General features: G+C 68.7%; 11 protein-coding genes. 7 read left to right on the top strand and 4 right to left on the bottom strand.

Features of this window, described 5'->3' with window-relative positions; all coding sequences use genetic code 11:
- Positions 1-4: 4 nt before the first annotated feature.
- Positions 5-790: an N-acetylmuramoyl-L-alanine amidase gene (locus tag ACSAMQ_RS04610; RefSeq protein ID WP_435394538.1), complete on the top strand. Its 786-nt coding sequence runs from the start codon at positions 5-7 to the stop codon at positions 788-790.
- Positions 791-794: 4 nt separating this feature from the next.
- Here ACSAMQ_RS04610 and ACSAMQ_RS04605 read toward each other — a convergent pair whose 3' ends face one another.
- Positions 795-1,370, bottom strand: a complete 576-nt coding sequence (locus ACSAMQ_RS04605) for an NADPH-dependent FMN reductase (RefSeq protein WP_435394513.1) — start codon at positions 1,368-1,370, stop codon at positions 795-797.
- Between the two features lie 171 nt (positions 1,371-1,541).
- A complete protein-coding gene (locus ACSAMQ_RS04600; protein WP_435394537.1) occupies positions 1,542-2,777 on the bottom strand; it encodes an APC family permease in 1,236 nt (411 codons plus the stop codon).
- A 637-nt stretch (positions 2,778-3,414) separates the two neighbouring features.
- Here ACSAMQ_RS04600 and ACSAMQ_RS04595 point away from each other — a divergent pair.
- The gene (locus tag ACSAMQ_RS04595) at positions 3,415-3,597 is read left to right on the top strand and encodes a hypothetical protein (RefSeq protein WP_057916776.1); all 183 of its coding nucleotides are present in this window, start codon (positions 3,415-3,417) and stop codon (positions 3,595-3,597) included.
- Between the two features lie 209 nt (positions 3,598-3,806).
- Positions 3,807-4,601 (top strand): lytic transglycosylase domain-containing protein, encoded by a 795-nt coding sequence (locus ACSAMQ_RS04590; RefSeq protein WP_435394512.1) that lies wholly within the window; start codon positions 3,807-3,809, stop codon positions 4,599-4,601.
- Positions 4,602-4,646: 45 nt separating this feature from the next.
- Here the strand turns inward: ACSAMQ_RS04590 and ACSAMQ_RS04585 are convergent, their stop codons facing one another.
- Together ACSAMQ_RS04585 and ACSAMQ_RS04580 are read right to left on the bottom strand one after the other, a co-directional pair.
- Positions 4,647-5,810, bottom strand: a complete 1,164-nt coding sequence (locus ACSAMQ_RS04585) for a PQQ-dependent sugar dehydrogenase (RefSeq protein ID WP_435394511.1) — start codon at positions 5,808-5,810, stop codon at positions 4,647-4,649.
- Between the two features lie 195 nt (positions 5,811-6,005).
- A complete protein-coding gene (locus tag ACSAMQ_RS04580) occupies positions 6,006-6,509 on the bottom strand; it encodes a hypothetical protein (RefSeq protein WP_435394510.1) in 504 nt (167 codons plus the stop codon).
- A gap of 287 nt (positions 6,510-6,796) precedes the next feature.
- Here ACSAMQ_RS04580 and ACSAMQ_RS04575 point away from each other — a divergent pair, with 287 nt between their 5' ends.
- The 4 genes from ACSAMQ_RS04575 to ACSAMQ_RS04560 all read left to right on the top strand — a co-directional run bounded on the left by ACSAMQ_RS04575 (position 6,797) and on the right by ACSAMQ_RS04560 (position 20,859).
- Positions 6,797-6,985: a CPXCG motif-containing cysteine-rich protein gene (locus ACSAMQ_RS04575; RefSeq protein WP_435394509.1), complete on the top strand. Its 189-nt coding sequence runs from the start codon at positions 6,797-6,799 to the stop codon at positions 6,983-6,985.
- Positions 6,986-7,112: 127 nt separating this feature from the next.
- Positions 7,113-8,219, top strand: coding sequence for a winged helix DNA-binding domain-containing protein (locus ACSAMQ_RS04570; RefSeq protein WP_435394508.1), 1,107 nt, complete (start codon positions 7,113-7,115; stop codon positions 8,217-8,219).
- A gap of 360 nt (positions 8,220-8,579) precedes the next feature.
- Positions 8,580-8,963 carry an EF-hand domain-containing protein gene (locus tag ACSAMQ_RS04565; RefSeq protein ID WP_435394507.1) on the top strand — a complete coding sequence of 128 codons (384 nt, stop codon included), beginning with the start codon at positions 8,580-8,582 and terminating at the stop codon, positions 8,961-8,963.
- Positions 8,964-10,059: 1,096 nt separating this feature from the next.
- Entirely contained in the window at positions 10,060-20,859 is a 10,800-nt protein-coding gene (locus ACSAMQ_RS04560) for a DUF7507 domain-containing protein (protein ID WP_435394506.1), read from the top strand.
- Positions 20,860-20,861 lie beyond the last annotated feature (2 nt).

Here is a 20,861-nt window from a genome sequence, read left to right as displayed (position 1 = left end):
GTCCATGCCTTATCGCCGTCCGCTGCAGTCGTGCGCCATGGCGCTGATCCTCGCCCTCGGCGCCTGCGCGACCACGCCGCCGCATAACCCGCTCGCGCAATGGCAAGGTTCGCCGAACTACAACCAGCGCGGCGCACAGCTGATCGTGCTGCACCACACCCAGATGGAAAGCGCCGAGCGCGCGCTGCTGACCCTGCAGACCCGAAACTCGCAGGGACGGGTCAGCGCCCACTATCTGATCGGCGCCGACGGCCGCATCCATCAACTGGTCGCCGACGGCATGCGCGCCTGGCATGCCGGCGCCGGCAGTTGGGGCCCGGTCAGCGACCTCAACTCGGCCTCGATCGGCATCGAGCTCGACAACGACGGCAGCGAGCCGTTCGAACCGGCCCAGATCGACAGCCTGCTGCGCCTGCTCGAAGATCTGACCCGGCGCCTGGGCATTCCGCGCCATGCCATCGTGGCCCACGGCGATCTCGCGCCGACGCGCAAGACCGACCCGAGCGTGTTGTTCCCCTGGCGACGCCTGGCCGAGGCCGGCTTCGGCCTGTGGCCGCGCGCCGCGCCGGCCGAGCCGCCGCCGGGCTTCGATCCCTGGGTGGCGCTGCGCCTGGTCGGCTACGACCTGCGCGACCCGGGCGCGGCGCTGGCCGCGTTTCATCGCCGCTTCCGCGGCAACGAAGCGCGCGAGTGGCAGCCCGGCGATGCCGCGATCCTGTTCGATCTGCAACGCCAGCTCATGCAGTTGCCGGACGGCGCGCCGGTGCCGCCGGCGCCGCCGTTGCGTTGAGCGCTCAGGCCGCGGCCTCGTACGGCGCGGCCGAACGCGCATCGCGCAGCGCCCGCGACCACCAGCCCAGCCGCGACAGCATCGTGGTCATGGCCTTGCCCGCGGCCAGCGGCTCGCGCAGTTCGCCGTCGGGACCGAACTGGCGCCAGGCGCTGACCAGGTTGACGCTGTCGCGCAGGGTCACCGCGTGCAACTCGGCGAAGACCTGGCGCAGTTGCTCGATCGCGCGCAGGCCGCCGGAACTGGCGCCATAGCTGACGAAGGCGACCGGCTTGGCCTGCCAGGGCTCGTAGCACGCGTCGATCAGCGCTTTCAGCGGCGCCGGATAACCGTGGTTGTACTCGGGCGTGACGATCACGAAGGCGTCGGCGGCATGCAGGCGTTGGCGCAGCTGCTGCAATTGCGCCTCGTCCTGGCGCAGCACGCGGCCGGACAGCGGCCAGTCGACCGGATCGATGCGCACGGTGTCGAAGCCGCCGTGGCGGTCGATATGGCGCCGGGTCCATTCGGCGACGACGTCGCAGAAACGGCCCTCGCGCGCGCTGCCGTAGATCAGCGCGAGTTGGATGTTGGCGGACATGCGGGTCTGTGGCTGGGGAACATGCAGGCAGCTTAGAACCTCAAGTAATGTCGAGGTCAAGCGCTGCGTTGAAAACCACGTTGCGTGCCGCGGCGCGCGCCTACGCACCGGCCTGTTGCGTTGCGCCGCGACGGCAAGCCGTCGCGGGCGCGCTTTGTCCGCGCCGCGCCCTCAGGCTTCGGGCTTGCGCCGGAACTTGTAGATCACCGCGCCGACCGCGAGCGCGATCGCCGCGGCGATCAGGTTGGCGGTGCTGGCGCTGGCGAGCAGGCCGAGCGAAAGCACGATCGCCGCGACCGGAATGATCGGGCCGCCCGGCAGTTGCAGGGCGCCTTCGCTCTTGCCGTGGCGCTTTTGCAACACCAGCACCGAGACCGCGGTGCCGATGTAGGTGCACAGGCGCGCCACCACCGACAGCAGGGCGAGCTGCTGGAACGACCCGGTCAGGGCCAGCGCCAGCGCGACCACGCCGAGCAGCACCACCGCACGCGCCGGAGTGTGGAAACGCGGATGGATCGCCGACAGGGCGCGCGGCCCGTAGCCGTCTTTCGACAAGGCCAGCAGATAGCGCGGGCCCATCATCACCGTATTGCTGTTGGTGCCGAGGATCGAGATCGCCGCGCCGACCGTCAGCACCAGGGCCAGGCCGGTGCCGCTGAAATGCGCGGCGGCCTCGGCGAGCGGGCTCGAGGACTGGGCGATGCCCGGCAAGGTGCCCAGGGCGACCAAATGCACGGTGAAGTAAATGATGGTGACCAGGACGATCATCGTCAGCAGCGCGAACGGCACGTCGCGGCGCGGATTGCGGTATTCGCCGGCGGCCGCGGGCAGGTTCTCGAAGCCGGCATAGGCGAACAGCAGCAGCAACGCGGCCTCGCCGAGGTGATCCATCGGCATCGGCGCATCCGTGGACAGCAGCGAAGCATCGAAATAGAACGCGCCGATGGCGACGAACAACAGCAAGGGCAGCAGCTTGCCGACCGCCAGAGCGACCCCGGCCCGCGCCGCGGTGCGCACGCCGATGACGTTGATCAGCACCAACAGGGCGAGCGAGCCGGCGACCACCAGCACGCGCGCGACGCCGCCCTTGGCGGCCGGCCAGAACAGCCCGACCGCTTCGGCCAGGCCGTTGCTGAGCGAGGCTGCGGTGGAGATGCGCGTGACCAGCAGCATCCAGCCGACCTCGAAACCGGCGAACGGGCCGAAGGCTTCGCGGGCATACAGATAGCCGCCGCCGGGTTGGTCGAAATAGCTCGCCGCCTGGGCGTAGCACAGCACCAGCAGCGCCACCGCGAAACCGGCCAGCAGCACCGCCCACAGGCTGGCCGGGCCGAGCAGGGCGGCCGCGGTCGCGGGCAGCAGATAGATGCCGCTGCCGATCACGTCGTTGATCGACAGGCCGACGATCTGCCAGCGGCTGACGGCGCGGACGGTGCCGGGGCGTCCGTCGTCCGAAGCAGGGGCCGCGTGGGCGGCGGGCGAGGACGAAACGGGCGCGTGCGGCGTCGGCTGGCTCAAACGGTGGTTCCCCTCGCTCGGTGGCGGTGCGGCGGACCGCATGCGGCGCCGATCTCGTCGCACCTTAGTGCCTGCGGCCTGCCGCTTTCAATCCGCACTGCGGCATGTCGCCCCGCGCGCAGCGCATAAGCTGGCCGGGCGCGGTCGTCGTGGCTGGCGGCCGACGCGTGCGAGCCTCGCGGTGCCGTCCCGACGCGTCGGGCTGCGCCGGGGAGCGCCGAGGTGCGCCAAGCCGGATCGATCGGCCGCGCTCGTAAACGTTTTGTTGTGTTCAGCCGCCGGCGTGCCTCCGCCGGGAGCGGGAACGAGGCCTGGCGCACGGTTTCGGCGGTTCATCGGGCCGGGTCTACCGTGTATCGCCGGCGGGCGGGTTAAGGATCCGTAGCCGGGAGGCTTCGCGGCGCGTTTTCGTTCATGCCGATGACGGCAGTGTGCAGGCCGTGCCTCGCATCACGGCACGCGTTGCAGCAACGACGATTCCCGATCCGATCCGTTCGGACACACGACACCGGAGGTAACCGCATCCATGAAGACCACGATTCGCACCGCACTGTACGGCCTGGCCGCGATCAGCGTACTCGGCCTGGCCGCTTGCGCGAGCAAGGGCGAGACCACCGACGCGCCGGCGGCATCGAGCGCGCCGGCGGCCGAAGCCGCCCCGGCCGATGCGGCGGCTCCGCCGGCGAGCGGCGACGGTTCGGGTACCTGATTCCAGGACGGCGGCCATCGCCCGCGATGGCCGGCCCCAGCCAACGCAGAAGGGCGGCCGCGAGGCCGCCCTTTCTGTTGCGCGCGGCCAGGGCGTACGGGCTGGCCGGCGCTGCCGGCTGAACGCGATCTTGGCAATCGTGAACCCAGCGCCGCCGGCCTGACCTTCGGCGCTGGCGCTGCCCGCCGGCGAGCCTAGAATCGCGGCGAATGAACGCCCGTCCGCCCGCCGCCGCCCTGCGCATCGTCGCCATCCTCGTCCTGTCGACGCTGGCCGCGGGTGCGCAGGCGCGCACCGTGTACCGCTGCGTGCGCGACGGCACTGTCAGCCTCGCCACCGCGCCCGAGCCCGGTTCGCGCTGCGTCGCCAAACAGTTCGACGACAACGTCGCCAAGCTGCCCAATCTGTGGGGCGAGATGGGCGTGATCAACGGCAACCTCTACGAGCGCCAGCAGGACGGCAAGACCGTCTACAGCACGCGCAAGCTGCCCGGCTCGGTGCGGGTGATGGGCTTCACCGTGGACACGCCGCCCGGCGAGCCCGCGCATCCCGGCCTGGGCAAGGTCGGCAAGGCCCAACTCGACAAGTACCCGGCGCAGTTCCGTTCCGCGGCCAAGGCCAACGGCCTCGACGATGCCTGGTTGCGCGCGATCGCCCATGCCGAGAGCGGCTTCGACGCAAAGGCGGTCTCGTCCAAGGGCGCGCAGGGCGTGATGCAGTTGATGCCGGAGACGGCCAAGGAATACGGCGTGCTCGATCCGTTCTCGTCGGCCGAATCGATCAATGCCGGCGCACGTCATCTCAAGGCGTTGATGCGGCGCTACAAGGGCGATTTGATGTTGGTCGCGGCCGCCTACAACGCCGGCATCGGCACGGTGACCCGTTACGGCGGCGTGCCGCCGTATCGCGAAACCCAGGAATACATCGCCAAGGTGCAGGCTCTGCACCAGCGCTATCAACTCGCGCTCGGCACGCGCAAGCCGGTGTTGAAAGCCGCGCAATAAGCGCCGCCCTCTCCCGGCTTGGGGAGAGGGCGGGCCGTGTCGGCCTTACAGCGGTGTCAGGCGCAGCAGGCGCGCGCCGGTGCCGTCTTCGAGCACCCAGACGTCGCCGTTCGGGCCTTGCTCTACTTCGCGGATGCGCTTGCCCATCGGATAACGCTCGGCCTCGGCGGCGGTGCTGCCGCTGAAGCGCACGCGGATCAGCGCCTGCGAAGCCAGGCCGCCGATCAGGCCGTTGCCGGCCCAGGCCGGGAAACGGGTGCCGGAGTAGATGATGAAGCCGGCCGGCGCTATCACCGGTGTCCACCAGGCTTCCGGCGCGTTGAGGTCGGGGCGGGTGCTGTGGCGCGGGATCGGCGTGCCGTCGTAGTGGTCGCCCTGCGATACCAGCGGCCAACCGTAGTTGGAACCGCGTTCGATCAGGTTGAGTTCGTCGCCGCCCTTCGGCCCCATCTCGTGGATCCACAGCTTGCTCTGCGCATCGAAGGCGATGCCGAGCAGATTGCGATGGCCGTAGGACCATACCGTCGCGGCGACGCCGCCGCGGCCGTAGAAGGGATTGTCGGTGGGCACGCTGCCGTCGTCGTTGAGGCGGATGACCTTGCCGAGCGAGGAGTTGAGGTCCTGGGCGGGGTCGAACTTCTGCCGCTCGCTCGAGGTGATCCACAGCTTGCGGTCGGGACCGAAGGCGAGTCGGTGGCCGTAGTGATTGCTGCCGCTGACTTTCGGCTGGCGCCAGATCACCCGCAACTCGCTCAGCGAGGCGCTGGTCGAACCGATGTTGAGCCTGGCGCGCGCGACCGCGGCGCCGGCGGTGCCGGTGGTGCTGCCGCGTTCGGCGTAGCTGATGTAGACGTATCGGTTGGTGGCGTACTGCGGATGTAGGATCACGTCGCCCAGGCCGCCCTGGCCGCCATAGGCGACCGCGGGCACGCCGGTGACCGTGCGTACGCTGCCGCCGATGGTCTGCAGCTTGAGCACGCCGCGCTTCTCGGTGACCAGCAGGCGGCCGTCGGGCAGGAAGGTCATCGCCCAGGGTTCGTTGAAGCGCGCGACTTCGGTCGCGGTGAACGGCAGCGCCTTGGCCGATTCGGCCGCGCTGTTCGTGTTGGCACGGTTTGCGCTGGCATGGTCGAGCGCGCTGGCCGCGGGCGCGGCGAGGGCGCCGAGCAGCGCGGCGGAGCAAACGAGGGAGAGCATCGAGCGGTTCATGGTGGGTCTCCGATGTCTGGCAGGCGTGGGGTTTGAGGCCGGCCGAGAGTGCCATCGAAGCACCGCCGGTCTTGCGACCGGATCGGCAATTCACGGCGCACGCGCGAGCGCCGCCGCGATTCGCAAACGCGATCACGCAGGCAATGAGGCCTGGACGCTACGAAGTCGTGAGCATGCCGCCGCCGCGCGCCGGATTCAGGCGAAGGCCTTGAGCGAGTCGAACGGCAGCAACTCGGCGCCGACCGCCTCGCGCAGCACCCGTGCCTCTGCCTGCCGCAGCAGATCGTGGTCGCCGTCGATCACCACCAGGATGCGGCCTTGCTGGATATGCGCGTCGAACTTGCGCCGGATCGGGTCGGGCAGGGCCGAGCCCATCAAGGCCGAGGCCCAGCAGCCGACCATGGCGCCGGCCGCGGTCGCCGCCGCGGCGCCGGCGATGGTCAGGCCGATCGGAGTGACGACGACGGCGAGCAGGCCGGCGAGCAGGCCGGTGGCGCCGCCGTAGCCGGCGCCGCGCAGCGCCGCCGACATCAAATCGGTATCGGCTTCCTTGCGCTCGTTCGGAATCGATTCGAGCTCGATGTCGGAACGCGCGATCAGCAGGATGTCGTCGTCGCGCACGCCGGCTTCGAGCGCGGCCTGCATGGCCTCCTGCGCGGTGGCGAGGTCGGGGGTGCTGAACACATGACGGGTCTTCATGTCGCTCTCCGGATGCGGTCCGCCGCTTCGCCGGGGCGCCACCGTGGACGCTCGCCGTGAGCGCCCGCTGCCGAGGCATGCAAGAGCGCCGATCGCATCGGGCCGGCCAGCGGCGGCTGCCGGTCCGCGCCGTATCGTCGTCAGCTTCCGCCGCGGTCGATGAGTCCAGGGTGAGCGCGCGCACGCAGGCGACGAACGGTCGCCGCCGCAGACAGGAACGAGGAATCACTGGACGCCGGATTCGCGGCGGCACCATGCTATGGCGAGTCCGTCACCGGGGCATCGCCATGTTGCCGAGCGTCGAAGTCCAATGTCCTTACTGCGGCGAGCCGATCGACCTGGTCGTCGACGATTCCGCCGGCGATCAGCGCTATATCGAGGATTGCCAAGTCTGCTGCAGGCCGATCGTGGTCGCGGTGAGTCTCGACGAGGACGGCCAGCCGCAGGTCGCGGTCTACGCGGAAGACGAGGCGTGAGCCCGGCGGCGACTTGCCGAAGCCTGGTCCCGGTACACGCCCGGAGGCGGGATTGACTCCGGTGGCGGGCACGAAACCGGTCGCTGCCGCGGGCGCCAGTACGTCCCGGCAAGCGTCCGCCGAGGTATTGAGCGCCCGCGCGCTGAATCGCGCGCTGCTGGCGCGGCAGTCGCTGCTCGAACGCAGCGGCGAATCCGTGCCGGCGATGATCGAGCGCCTGCTCGGCCTGCAGGCGCAGGCGCCCAACCCGCCGTATCTGGGGCTATGGACGCGCCTGCGCGATTTCGCCCTCGACGATCTGACCCAGGCGTTGCGGGCCCGCGAGGTGGTTCGCGCGACGATGATGCGCGGCACCTTGCACCTGGTCAGCGCGCAGGACTATCGACGGCTGCGTCCGGTGTTGCAGCCGGTCTTGCAGCGGCTGTCGTTGCAGAGCGGGCATGCGCGCGCGTTGAAAGGCCTGGACCTCGCGGCGGTGCGCCGAGCCGGCTTCGAAGCCCTGCGCGCGCAGCCGCTCAGCGCGACCGCGCTCGGCGAAGCCTTGCGTGCGCACTGGCCCGGGCACGACGCCAACGAACTCGCTTTGCTGGTGCGCGGCGCCGAGCCCTTGGTGCACGTGCCGCCCGCGGGCCTGTGGGATTCGCACAAGCCGGCCTGTTTCGCCACCGCGATCGACTGGCTGGGCGCGTCGATAGACGACAGCGCCGGCGAAGACGCGATCGACGCGATGCTGTTGCGTTATCTCGGCGCGTTCGGCCCGGCCAGTGCACGCGATGCGACGACCTGGTCCGGACTGACCGCGGTGCGCGAGCGCCTCGACCGTCTGCGTCCGGGCTTGCGGGTGTTTCGCGACGAAGCCGGCACCGAGTTGTTCGACCTGCCCGAGGCGCCGCGTCCAGACACCGCCGCGCCGGCGCCGGCGCGGTTGCTGCCCGAGTTCGATAACGTCCTGCTGTCGCATGCCGAACGTTCTCGCATCTTCGACGAGTCCCGGCGCGGCGCGATCTTCACCCGCAACGGCTTGGTCGCGGCGACGATCCTGGTCGACGGTTTCGTCGCCGGGACCTGGAAACTGCAGCGCGACGCCCGCTGCGCGACGCTCAGCATCGCCCCGTTCAAGCGGCTCAAGGCTGCCGATCGCCAGGCGCTGGAGCGCGAGGCCGAGCATTGCCTGCGGGTGACGGCGCCGGAATCTGCGCAGCGCGAGCTGCGTTTTGTCGCGGCCACGGCCTGACCAGGTTGGACCTGCGCTCGCGAACGGATCGCGTCCCGGCGCATGCGGGCTTGAATACGCGGTTGCACGACGCTCTCATCCCACCGGTTGACCGGCCATTCGTAAACGTTGTGTTGCGTTCAGCGAATGCGCATCGGTCGCGCGCAGGCAATTGACGCCGCAGGTCACGTTTTGCCGTGCTCCGGTCGCTCAATTCGCCGACGGCCTAACGGCATCGGCCACGGTTGTGGTTAAGCCAACGTAGCTTTAACGCTTGTGGACGCCGATCGGTTCAGAAGCGCGGCGGCAAGGTGGACACGTGCGGTAAGTCCACCGGCATCGAGACCGCGCAGTACAGCAAACTCATTCCAGGAGACACTCATGAACCAGATTTCCCGCAAGTCGCTGATCGGTACCTTGGCTCTGGTCGCATCGCTGTCCGCGCCGCTCGCGTTCGCACAGTCCACCAACGCCGCGCAGACGCCGCCGACCGAAGATGCCGCCGCGGCGGCCACGGGCGCGCAGGACACGGCAGCGGCTAGCGCCGCACAGCCGACCGCCGCGGCTCCGCAGAAGAAGAGCTGGGCCGACGTCGATGGCGATAAGGACGGCAACCTGAGCAAGACCGAGGCCGCCGCGGTCCCCGCGCTGGGCCAGGTCTTCGAGCAGGCCGATTCCGATGCCAACGGCGCGCTGACGCCGGACGAGTACAAGGCTTACGTCGCCAAGGTCCAGTCCAACGGCGGCGCCAAGAACGGCGGCTGATTACCGCCTATCGGGGTGCAGGATCTCCTGCGTTGTGTGTGAAAGGGCGGCTTCGGCCGCCCTTTTTTATGGGCGCGACTTTTACCGCCCGGCGGTTTGGCCGGTGGCAGTGGTGGGGCGCGGCTTCCCGGGGGAGGGCCGTCGCGATCCGTCGATAGGACCGACCTGCGGCCCGGTTGCGGCCCTAGAGGCGCTCCCTCGCGCGACCCAGGCGATCGGCGGCCTTCGAGAGCGACGCAGGGCCGACGTACGAGCGGCCGATCTGTCTATCGCCGGCCCCCGCAGCTTCAAGGCGGGTCCAATTGGTAGCTCACTTCTTGAGGAGAAGGCGACTCGCCCCGCGTCCAGAGACCGGTACGGACCGTTTAACTGAATCGTTCAGCCATCTCATTCAGTTACGGACAACGGTTCAGCGAACCCGGCGCGTAACCGACAAACGGTCGTCTAAATTGGATGACTCCGGAGCAATCTGTGTTTATCGTCACATTAATGGGCTGTGGGGTTAGTAGATCGTTAAACGCAAGCTACTAAGCACATTAACTGTCGATTGCCTGTTCGGCGGCGTCCTGTCGCCTTCGAACAGAGGGGTTGAGTGGGGTTTGGTCCGGTTGCGGCGATAGGACTCTCAGGGGGAGGGGACATGGCTCGACGAGATACCGCGCAAAAAGTTTCATTTGAAACAAATTCGGCGCCGGTCAACCTCAATAGTTCCCGGCCGCTGCGCCGCCTCCGCGGGCGTATCCGGCCCGTTTCACCCCCGCTGGCGCCAAGTGGCGCCGTAAGTAAACAAAGTGACGCTTTGGGGCACATCCAGACCGAACCGCTTTTAGAAATCTTCAGATTTCATAAAAGTGAGACCAGTGGCACAGTTTTTGCAGCCGCACTGAGCATGTCCGTGTCCGTTTTTCCTTCCTGCCAGGACCGCCCCCTCCCCAGGTGAGGAGCGAATCCGGCAGGCCGCCTGTGACGCAGGCAGGCGGCAGTCGCTCGAGATCGGGCGATGGGGAGGAGGGGCCGGGGAAGGAATCCAGCACTTAGCTAGCAACACGTCGCGTGCCAACGAGCTCGGCACGGCGGCAATCGGGGAGCAAACAGCGTGATCGCCAAATTCCAAGCCCTCGCGACAGCATTCAGCCGTCGCATGATCATGCCGGCCGCGTTCGCGGCCTCCCTCTTGCTGTCCGCGGACCCGGCGCAGGCCCAGGCCGTCAACACCGCGACCGTGACGCCCCCGACCGGGGTGACCGATCCGACCTGTAACGTCGCCAACCCCCCGTGCAATAGCGCGACCGACAGCGACTCGATCCTGGCCTCCCTGACCCTGGTCAAGACGGTCACCAACGACAACGGCGGCACCGCGATCCCAACCGCCTGGACGCTGCAGGCTGCGGGCCCGACCCCGATCAGCGGCGCCTCTGGCGCTACCGCCGTCACCAATGCCCCGGTCAGCCCGGGCAACTACACCCTCTCCGAGACGGGCGGCCCGAGCGGCTACACCGCCGGCACCTACAGCTGCGTCGTCAACGGCGGCGCGCCGGTCGTGTCCAACAGCCTGACGCTCGCTTTCGGCGACACCGCGACCTGCACCATCAACAACAACGACGACGCGGCTACCTTGACGCTGGTCAAGACGGTGACCAACGACAACGGCGGCACCGCGACGATTAGCGACTTCCCGCTGACCGCGACCGGCCCGACCACGATCACCGGCGTCAGCGGCACCGCGACGGTGACCAATGCACCGGTCAGCGCCGGCGTCTACACCCTGACCGAAGCTTCCGTGGCCGGTTACACCGCCGGCGCCTGGAGCTGCACCGCGGGCACTTTGTCGGGCAACAGCCTGACCTTGGCGAACGGCGTCTCGGCGACCTGCACGGTCGTCAACGACGACCAGGCCGCGACCTTGACCCTGGTCAAGACGGTGACCAACGACAACGGCGGCACCGCGACGATTAGCGACTTCCCGCTGACCGCGACCGGTCCGACCACGATCACCGGCGTCAGCGGTACCGCGACGGTGACCAATGCACCGGTCAGCGCCGGCGTCTACACCCTGACCGAAGCTTCGGTGCCCGGCTACACCGCCGGTACCTGGAGCTGTACCGCGGGCACTTTGTCGGGCAACAGCCTGACTCTGGCGAACGGCGTCTCGGCGACCTGCACGATCGTCAACGACGACCAGGCGGCGACCTTGACCCTGGTCAAGACGGTGACCAACGACAGCGGCGGCACCGCGACGATCACGGACTTCCCGCTGACCGCGACCGGCCCGACCACGATCACCGGCGTCAGCGGCACCGCGACGGTGACCAATGCACCGGTCAGCGCCGGCGTCTACACCCTGACCGAAGCGACCTTGGCCGGTTACACCGCCGGTGCCTGGAGCTGCAGCGCGGGCACCTTGTCGGGCAACAGCCTGACCTTGGCGAACGGCGTGAGCGCGACCTGCACGATCGTCAACGACGATATTCCGCCGACGCAGACGATCGCCAAGACCATGGCCAATGCCGACAACGACGGCAGCGGCACGGTGTCGCTGGGTGACGTGCTGACCTACACGGTGACGGTGACCAATACCAGCACGACCACGAATCTCAATAACGTGGTGGTGAGCGATCCGACCATCACGCCGACGGGGGGCTCGACGCCGTGCGCAAGCGTCGCACCGGGTGGAACCTGCACCTTGATCGGTACCTATACGGTGATCGCGGCCGACGTGTCCGCCGGTTCGGTCAGCAACACCGCGACTTCGACCAGCGCTATCTGCCCGGCAGGGAGCACCGATCCAGCGTGCACCACCACGTTGACCACGCCGGTGACGGCGCTGAGCCAGACGATCGCCAAGACCATGGCCAATGCCGACAACGACGGCAGCGGCACGGTGTCGGTGGGCGACGTGCTGACCTACACGGTGACGGTGACCAACACCAGCGCCAGCGGCAACCTGACCAACGTGGTGGTGAGCGACAGCAAGATCACCCCGAGCAGCACCACCTGTGCATCGGTGGCGCCGGGTGCCACCTGCGTGCTGACCGGCACCTACACGGTGACGGCGGCCGACGTGACCGCCGGCAACGTGGTGAATACCGCGACTTCGACCAGCCCGGTCTGCCCGGTGGGCAGCACCGACCCGGCCTGCACCACCACGGTGACCACGCCGGTGACGGCGCTGAGCCAGACGATCGCCAAGACCATGGCCAATGCCGACAACGACGGCAGCGGCACGGTGTCGGTGGGCGACGTGCTGACCTACACGGTGACGGTGACCAACACCAGCGCCAGCGGCAACCTGACCAACGTGGTGGTGAACGACAGCAAGATCACCCCGAGCAGCACCACCTGTGCATCGGTGGCGCCGGGCGCGACCTGCGTGCTGACCGGCACCTACACGGTGACCACGGCCGATGTGACCGCCGGCAACGTGGTGAACACCGCGACCTCGACCAGCCCGGTCTGCCCGGCGGGCAGCACCGATCCGGCCTGCACCACGACGGTGACCACGCCGGTGACGGCGCTGAGCCAGACAATCGCCAAGACCATGGCCAATGCCGACAACGACGGCAGCGGCACGGTGTCGGTGGGCGACACGCTGACCTACACGGTCACCGTGACCAACACCAGCGTCAGCGGCAACCTGACCAACGTGGTGGTGAGCGACAACAAGATCACCCCGAGCACGATCACCTGCGCGAGCGTCGCGCCGGGTGCCACCTGCGTGCTGACCGGTACCTACGTGGTGACGGCGGCCGACGTGACCGCCGGCAACGTGGTGAACACGGCGACCTCGACCAGCCCGGTCTGCCCGGTGGGCAGCACCGACCCGGCCTGCACCACGACGGTGACCACGCCGGTGACGGCGCTGAGCCAGACGATCGCCAAGACCATGGCCAATGCCGACAACGACGGCAGCGGCACAGTGTCGGTGGGCGACGTGCTGACCTACACGGTGACGGTGACCAACACCAGCGCCAGCGGCAACCTGACCAACGTGGTGGTGAACGACAGCAAGATCACCCCGAGCAGCACCACCTGTGCATCGGTGGCGCCGGGTGCTACCTGCGTGTTGACCGGCACCTACACGGTGACGGCGGCCGACGTGACCGCCGGCAACGTGGTGAATACCGCGACTTCGACCAGCCCGGTCTGCCCGGTGGGCAGCACCGACCCTGCGTGCACCACGACGGTGACCACGCCGGTGACGGCGCTGAGCCAGACGATCGCCAAGACCATGGCCAATGCCGACAACGACGGCAGCGGCACGGTGACGATGGGCGACGTGCTGACCTACACGGTGACGGTGACCAACACCAGCGCGAGCGGCAACCTGGCCAATGTGGTGGTGAACGACAGCAAGATCACCCCGAGCAGCACCACCTGTGCATCGGTGGCGCCGGGCGCGACCTGCGTGCTGACCGGTACCTACACGGTGACGGCGGCCGACGTGACCGCCGGCAACGTGGTGAATACCGCGACTTCGACCAGCCCGGTCTGCCCGGTGGGCAGCACCGACCCGGCCTGCACCACGACGGTGACCACGCCGGTGACGGCGCTGAGCCAGACGATCGCCAAGACCATGGCCAATGCCGACAACGACGGCAGCGGCACGGTGTCGGTGGGCGACACGCTGACCTACACGGTCACCGTGACCAACACCAGCGCGAGCGGCAACCTGACCAACGTGGTGGTGAGCGACAGCAAGATCACCCCGAGCACGACTACCTGTGCATCGGTGGCGCCGGGTGCCACCTGCGTGCTGACCGGTACCTACACGGTGACGGCGGCCGACGTGACCGCCGGCTCGATCAGCAACACCGCAACCTCGACCAGCCCGGTCTGCCCGGCGGGCAGCACCGATCCAGCGTGCACCACGACGGTGACCACCCCGGTGACGGCGCTGAGCCAGACGATCGCCAAGACCATGGCCAATGCCGACAACGACGGCAGCGGCACGGTGTCGGTGGGCGACGTGCTGACCTACACGGTGACGGTGACCAACACCAGCGCGAGCGGCAACCTGACCAACGTAGTGGTGAGCGACAGCAAGATCACCCCGAGCACGACTACCTGTGCATCGGTGGCGCCGGGTGCCACCTGCGTGCTGACCGGCACCTATGTGGTGACCGCGGCGGATGTGACCGCCGGCTCGATCAGCAACACCGCAACCTCGACCAGCCCGGTCTGCCCGGCGGGCAGCACCGACCCGGCCTGCACCACCACGGTGACCACGCCGGTGACGGCGCTGAGCCAGACCCTGGCCAAGGCGATGACGGGTAACGCCGACGAAGACGGTTCGGGCACGGTGTCGCTGGGCGACACGCTGACCTACACGGTCACCGTGACCAACACCAGCGCGAGCGGCAACCTGGCCAATGTGGTGGTGAACGACAGCAAGATCACCCCGAGCACGATCACCTGCGCGAGCGTCGCGCCGGGCGCGACCTGCGTGCTGACCGGTACCTATGTGGTGACCGCGGCGGATGTGACCGCTGGCTCGATCAGCAACACGGCGACCTCGACCAGCCCGGCTTGCCCGGCGGGCAGCACCGATCCGGCCTGCACCACGACGGTGACCACGCCGGTGACGGCGCTGAGCCAGACCCTGGCCAAGGCGATGACCGGCAATGCCGATGAAGACGGTTCGGGCACGGTGTCGCTGGGCGACACGCTGACCTACACGGTCACCGTGACCAACACCAGCGCAAGCGGCAACCTGACCAACGTGGTGGTGAGCGACACCAAGATCACCCCGAGCACGACTACCTGTGCATCGGTGGCGCCGGGTGCCACCTGCGTGCTGACCGGCACCTACGTGGTGACCGCGGCCGACGTGACTGCGGGCAGCATCAGCAACACCGCGACCTCGACCAGCCCGGCCTGCCCGGCGGGCAGCACCGACCCGGCCTGCACCACGACGGTGACCACGCCGGTGACGGCGCTGAGCCAGACCCTGGCCAAGGCGATGACGGGTAACGCCGACGAAGACGGTTCGGGCACGGTGAGCCTGGGCGACACGCTGACCTACACGGTCACCGTGACCAACACCAGCGCGAGCGGCAACCTGACCAACGTGGTGGTGAACGACAGCAAGATCACCCCGAGCACGACCACCTGCGCGAGCGTCGCGCCGGGCGCGACCTGCGTGCTGACCGGTACCTATGTGGTGACCGCGGCGGATGTGACCGCTGGCTCGATCAGCAACACGGCGACCTCGACCAGCCCGGCCTGCCCGGTGGGCAGCACCGATCCGGCCTGCACCACGACGGTGACCACGCCGGTGACGGCGCTGAGCCAGACCCTGGCCAAGGCGATGACCGGCAATGCCGATGAAGACGGTTCGGGCACGGTGTCGCTGGGCGACACGCTGACCTACACGGTCACCGTGACCAACACCAGCGCGAGCGGCAACCTGACCAACGTGGTGGTGAGCGACAGCAAGATCACCCCGAGCACGATCACCTGCGCGAGCGTCGCGCCGGGCGCGACCTGCGTGTTGACCGGCACCTACGTGGTGACCGCGGCCGACGTGACCGCCGGCAACGTGGGGAACACGGCGACCTCGACCAGCCCGGCCTGCCCGGCGGGCAGCACCGACCCGGCCTGCACCACGACGGTGACCACGCCGGTGACGGCGCTGAGCCAGACCCTGGCCAAGGCGATGACCGGCAATGCCGATGAAGACGGTTCGGGCACGGTGAGCCTGGGCGACACGCTGACCTACACGGTGACGGTGACCAACACCAGCGCGAGCGGCAACCTGACCAACGTGGTGGTGAGCGACAGCAAGATCACCCCGAGCACGACCACCTGCGCGAGCGTCGCGCCGGGTGCCACCTGCGTGCTGACCGGTACCTACGTGGTGACGGCGGCCGACGTGACCGCCGGCAACGTGGTGAACACGGCGACCTCGACCAGCCCGGCCTGCCCGGCGGGCAGCACCGATCCAGCGTGCACCACGACGGTGACCACGCCGGTGACGGCGCTGAGCCAGACCCTGGCCAAGGCGATGACCGGCAATGCCGATGAAGACGGTTCGGGCACAGTGAGCCTGGGCGACACGCTGACCTACACGGTCACCGTGACCAACACCAGCGCGAGCGGCAACCTGACCAACGTGGTGGTGAGCGACACCAAGATCACCCCGAGCAGCACCACCTGCGCGAGCGTCGCGCCGGGCGCGACCTGCGTGCTGACCGGCACCTATGTGGTGACGGCGGCCGACGTGACCGCTGGCTCGATCAGCAACACGGCGACCTCGGCCAGCCCGGCCTGCCCGGTGGGCAGCACCGATCCAGCGTGCACCACGACGGTGACCACGCCGGTGACGGCGCTGAGCCAGACCCTGGCCAAGGCGATGACGGGTAACGCCGACGAAGACGGTTCGGGCACGGTGAGCCTGGGCGACACGCTGACCTACACGGTCACCGTGACCAACACCAGCGCGAGCGGCAACCTGACCAACGTGGTGGTGAGCGACAGCAAGATCACCCCGAGCACGACCACCTGTGCATCGGTGGCGCCGGGTGCGACCTGCGTGCTGACCGGCACCTACGTGGTGACCGCGGCCGATGTGACCGCCGGCAACGTGGTGAACACGGCGACCTCGACCAGCCCGGCCTGCCCGGCGGGCAGCACCGATCCAGCGTGCACCACGACGGTGACCACGCCGGTGACGGCGCTGAGCCAGACCCTGGCCAAGGCGATGACGGGTAACGCCGACGAAGACGGTTCGGGCACGGTGTCGCTGGGCGACACGCTGACCTATACGGTCACCGTGACCAACACCAGCGCAAGCGGCAACCTGACCAACGTGGTGGTGAGCGACAGCAAGATCACCCCGAGCAGCACCACCTGCGCGAGCGTCGCGCCGGGCGCGACCTGCGTGTTGACCGGCACCTACACGGTGACGGCGGCCGACGTGACCGCCGGCAACGTGGTGAACACGGCGACCTCGACCAGCCCGGCCTGCCCGGCGGGCAGCACCGACCCTGCGTGCACCACGACGGTGACCACGCCGGTGACGGCGCTGAGCCAGACCCTGGCCAAGGCGATGACCGGTAACGCCGACGAAGACGGTTCGGGCACGGTGTCGCTGGGCGACACGCTGACCTACACGGTCACCGTGACCAACACCAGCGCGAGCGGCAACCTGACCAATGTGGTGGTGAACGACAGCAAGATCACCCCGAGCACGATCACCTGCGCGAGCATCGCGCCGGGCGCGACCTGCGTGCTGACCGGTACCTATGTGGTGACGGCGGCCGACGTGACCGCTGGCTCGATCAGCAACACGGCGACCTCGACCAGCCCGGTCTGCCCGGCGGGCAGCACCGATCCAGCGTGCACCACGACGGTGACCACGCCGGTGACGGCGCTGAGCCAGACCCTGGCCAAGGCGATGACGGGTAACGCCGACGAAGACGGTTCGGGCACGGTGTCGCTGGGCGACACGCTGACCTACACGGTCACCGTGACCAACACCAGCGCGAGTGGCAACCTGACCAACGTGGTGGTGAGCGACAGCAAGATCACCCCGAGCACGACCACCTGTGCATCGGTGGCGCCGGGTGCCACCTGCGTGCTGACCGGCACCTACGTGGTGACCGCGGCCGACGTGACTGCGGGCAGCATCAGCAACACCGCGACCTCGACCAGCCCGGCCTGCCCGGCGGGCAGCACCGACCCGGCCTGCACCACCACGGTGACCACGCCGGTGACGGCGCTGAGCCAGACGATCGCCAAGACCATGGCCAATGCCGACAACGACGGCAGCGGCACGGTGACGGTGGGCGACGTGCTGACCTACACGGTGACGGTGACCAACACCAGCGCCAGCGGCAACCTGGCCAATGTGGTGGTGAACGACAGCAAGATCACCCCGAGCACGATCACCTGCGCGAGCGTCGCGCCGGGTGCGACCTGCGTGCTGACCGGTACCTACGTGGTGACCGCGGCCGACGTGACTGCGGGCAGCATCAGCAACACCGCGACTTCGACCAGCCCGGTCTGCCCGGTGGGCAGTACCGATCCGACGTGCACCACGACGATCAACACTCCGGTGGTGCCGTCGACGGTCAGCTACACCAAGTCCTCCAGCACGGCCGGTCCGGTCGTGGTCGGCGACGTGATCACCTACACGTTGACGACGACGGTGGCCAACGCGCAGACCATCGGCGCGCTGACCCTGACCGACACGCTGGGCGCTGGCCTGGATTTCGTGGCGGTGACCAGTGCCGGCAGCTACGCCTGCAACGCTGCGAACCCGCTGGTCTGCACGCTGCCGGCGGGCACCGTCCCGGGCGCCTACGTCGTGACGTACACGGCGCGAGTCAACGCTCAGGCCACCGGTTCGGTGACCAACGCGGTCGTCGCTACGGGCACGGACAACCCGACCTGCACCGGCACCTGCACCACCACGACTCCGGTGACGGCGTCGGCGGTGAGCTACGAGAAGACGGCGAGCACCGCCGGTCCGGTCGTGGTCGGCGATGTAATCACCTACACCTTGACGGCCACGGTGACCAACGCGCAGACGACGGGCGTGACCACGCTGACCGACACGATGGGGTCCGGCCTGGACTTCGTCGCGGTGACCAGCGCCGGTGCCTTCACCTGCAATGCGGCCAATCCGTTGGTGTGCAGCCTGCCGGCCGGTACGGTGCCGGGCAGTTACGCGGTGACTTACACCGCGCGGGTCAACGGCCAAGCCGGCGGCAGCGTCAACAACGCGGTGGTCGGTACCGGTACCGATGCGCCGAACTGCAGCAACGTGGGGTGCTCGGTGACGACGGAAGTCGCGCCGCCGGTGGTCAGCTACACCAAGTCGGCCAGTACGGCCGGCCCAGTGGCCGAAGGCGACACGATCACCTACACGCTGACGACGACGGTGGCCAATGCGCCGACGCGCAACGCCCTGACCCTGACCGATACCCTCGGCACGGGTCTGGACTTCACCGCGGTGACCAACGCCGCCGGCTACAGCTGCAACGCGGCCAACCCGCTGGTGTGCACCTTGCCGGCCGGTACGGTGCCGGGCACCTACACGGTGAGCTACACCGCGAAGGTCAACGCACAGGCATCGGAAACGGTGAACAACACCGTGGTCGGCACTGGTGCGGACAACCCGTCCTGCGTGGGCGCGTGCACCACCAGCACCACGGTTGCGCCGCCGCCGATCCTGCGGGTGATCAAGCAGGCCTCGCCGCGCGACGTGAAGATCGGCGACCTGGTCCGCTACACAGTGACGGTGGAGAACACCGGTACCGTCGACGCGATCGACGCGACCCTGGTCGACACGCCGCCCGCGGGCTTCACCTTCGTCGACGGTTCGCTGTCGGTCGCCGATCGCGACGGCGTCGGCCGCCTGGTCGGCACCTATCCGATCCAGGTCGACCAGGTCGACATCGCCGCCGGCGAGCGCGCGACGTTCACCTACCTGTTGCGGGTCGGCGCCGGCGTGCGCGCGGGCATCCACTCCAACAGTGCGTTGATGCGCGACAACGGCAAGATCGTCTCGAACGTGGCCACGGCCGAAGTGCAGCTGATCGCCGATCCGTTGCTCGACCATGCCCTGGTCCTGGGCACGGTGTTCGACGACCGCGACGGCGACGGCTGGCAGGACAGCGCGGCGATCGACGATGCGCGGGTCCAGGGCGGCTTCGCTCCGCAGGCCTACCTGCCGAACTCGACCACGGTCGACCGCGGCAACGGTCCGCAGGCGGAACCCGATGCGAGCTCGCCGATGCTGCACGGCATCGTCCTGGGCAGCATCTCGGCCCGCCAGTCCGATGCCGATCCGGCCGATGCGCACCGCGTGGTGATCAGCCAGCGCCTGAAGGAGCTGAGCTTCACCGACGACTTCGCCTTGACCACCAGGCAGGGCGTGACGGTGCGGATGGATGCGGCCGGTACTACCCGGATCGAACGCAGCGGCGACGCGGCCAAGAACCTGAGCGCGGCGGCGCCGACGGTGGAGCGTCGGGTCAGCCCAACCGAAGGCGGCTACGTGGTCGACTACATCGTCCGCAACACCGGTGTCGACGAACGCGGTATCCCGGGCGTGCGCATCGCCTCGATCGAGGGCTTGTTGATGGAGACCGACCAGTTCGGCCGCTATCACCTCGAAGGCGTGGACGTGGGTACCCTGGAACGCGGCCGCAACTTCATCCTCAAGGTCGATCCGTCGACCCTGCCTCCGGGCAGCGTGTTCACCACCGACAACCCGCTGACGCGTCGCGTCACCCCGGGCCTGCCGGTCCGCTTCGACTGGGGCGTCAAGCTGCCGGCGGGGCTGATCGAAGGCGGCGAGGAGCAGGTCGAGATGGAGCTGGGCGAAGTCTTCTTCGCCCCGGGCAGCGCCGAGGTGCGTGCGCAGTATCTGCCGGCGGTCGAGAAGATGGCCGAGAAGATCAAGCAGCACCGCGGCGGCGAAGTGGTGATCAGCGCCAACGGCGATAGCGAGTCGCTGGCGTTCGATCGGGCTTCCGCGGTCAAGGCCGCGTTGGTCAAGCAATTGCCGGCCGACGTGCTGCAGGCGCTGAAGGTCAGCGTCCGCGGCAACGCCGATGACCCGGGTTCGCTGATCGTCGGCCTGGGCGAGGGCGGTGCGCTGCTGGGCACGGTGCTGTTCGATACCGACAAGGAGACCATCAAGCCGGAGTTCGAGCCGCTGCTCGACAAGGTCGCTGCTGCGCTGGAGCGCATGCACGGCGGCGTCATCGCGATCGTCGGTCACACCGATGTACGCGCTTCGTACCAATACAACACTGCGCTCGGCATGCGACGCGCCAAGGCCGTCTACGACGCGTTGGCCCAACGACTGAGCCCCGAAGTGCGCGCCAAGGTGCGAGTCGAGTCGAGTAACGATCCGACAGCCCCTGTCGACGTGAAGCGGAATTGAGG

The organism is Lysobacter sp. 1R34A (assembly GCF_051217035.1).
In the GTDB taxonomy this organism is placed as follows: domain Bacteria; phylum Pseudomonadota; class Gammaproteobacteria; order Xanthomonadales; family Xanthomonadaceae; genus Lysobacter.
Note: the sequence above shows the minus strand (reverse complement) of the source record. Positions and strands in the feature narration are given on the sequence as shown.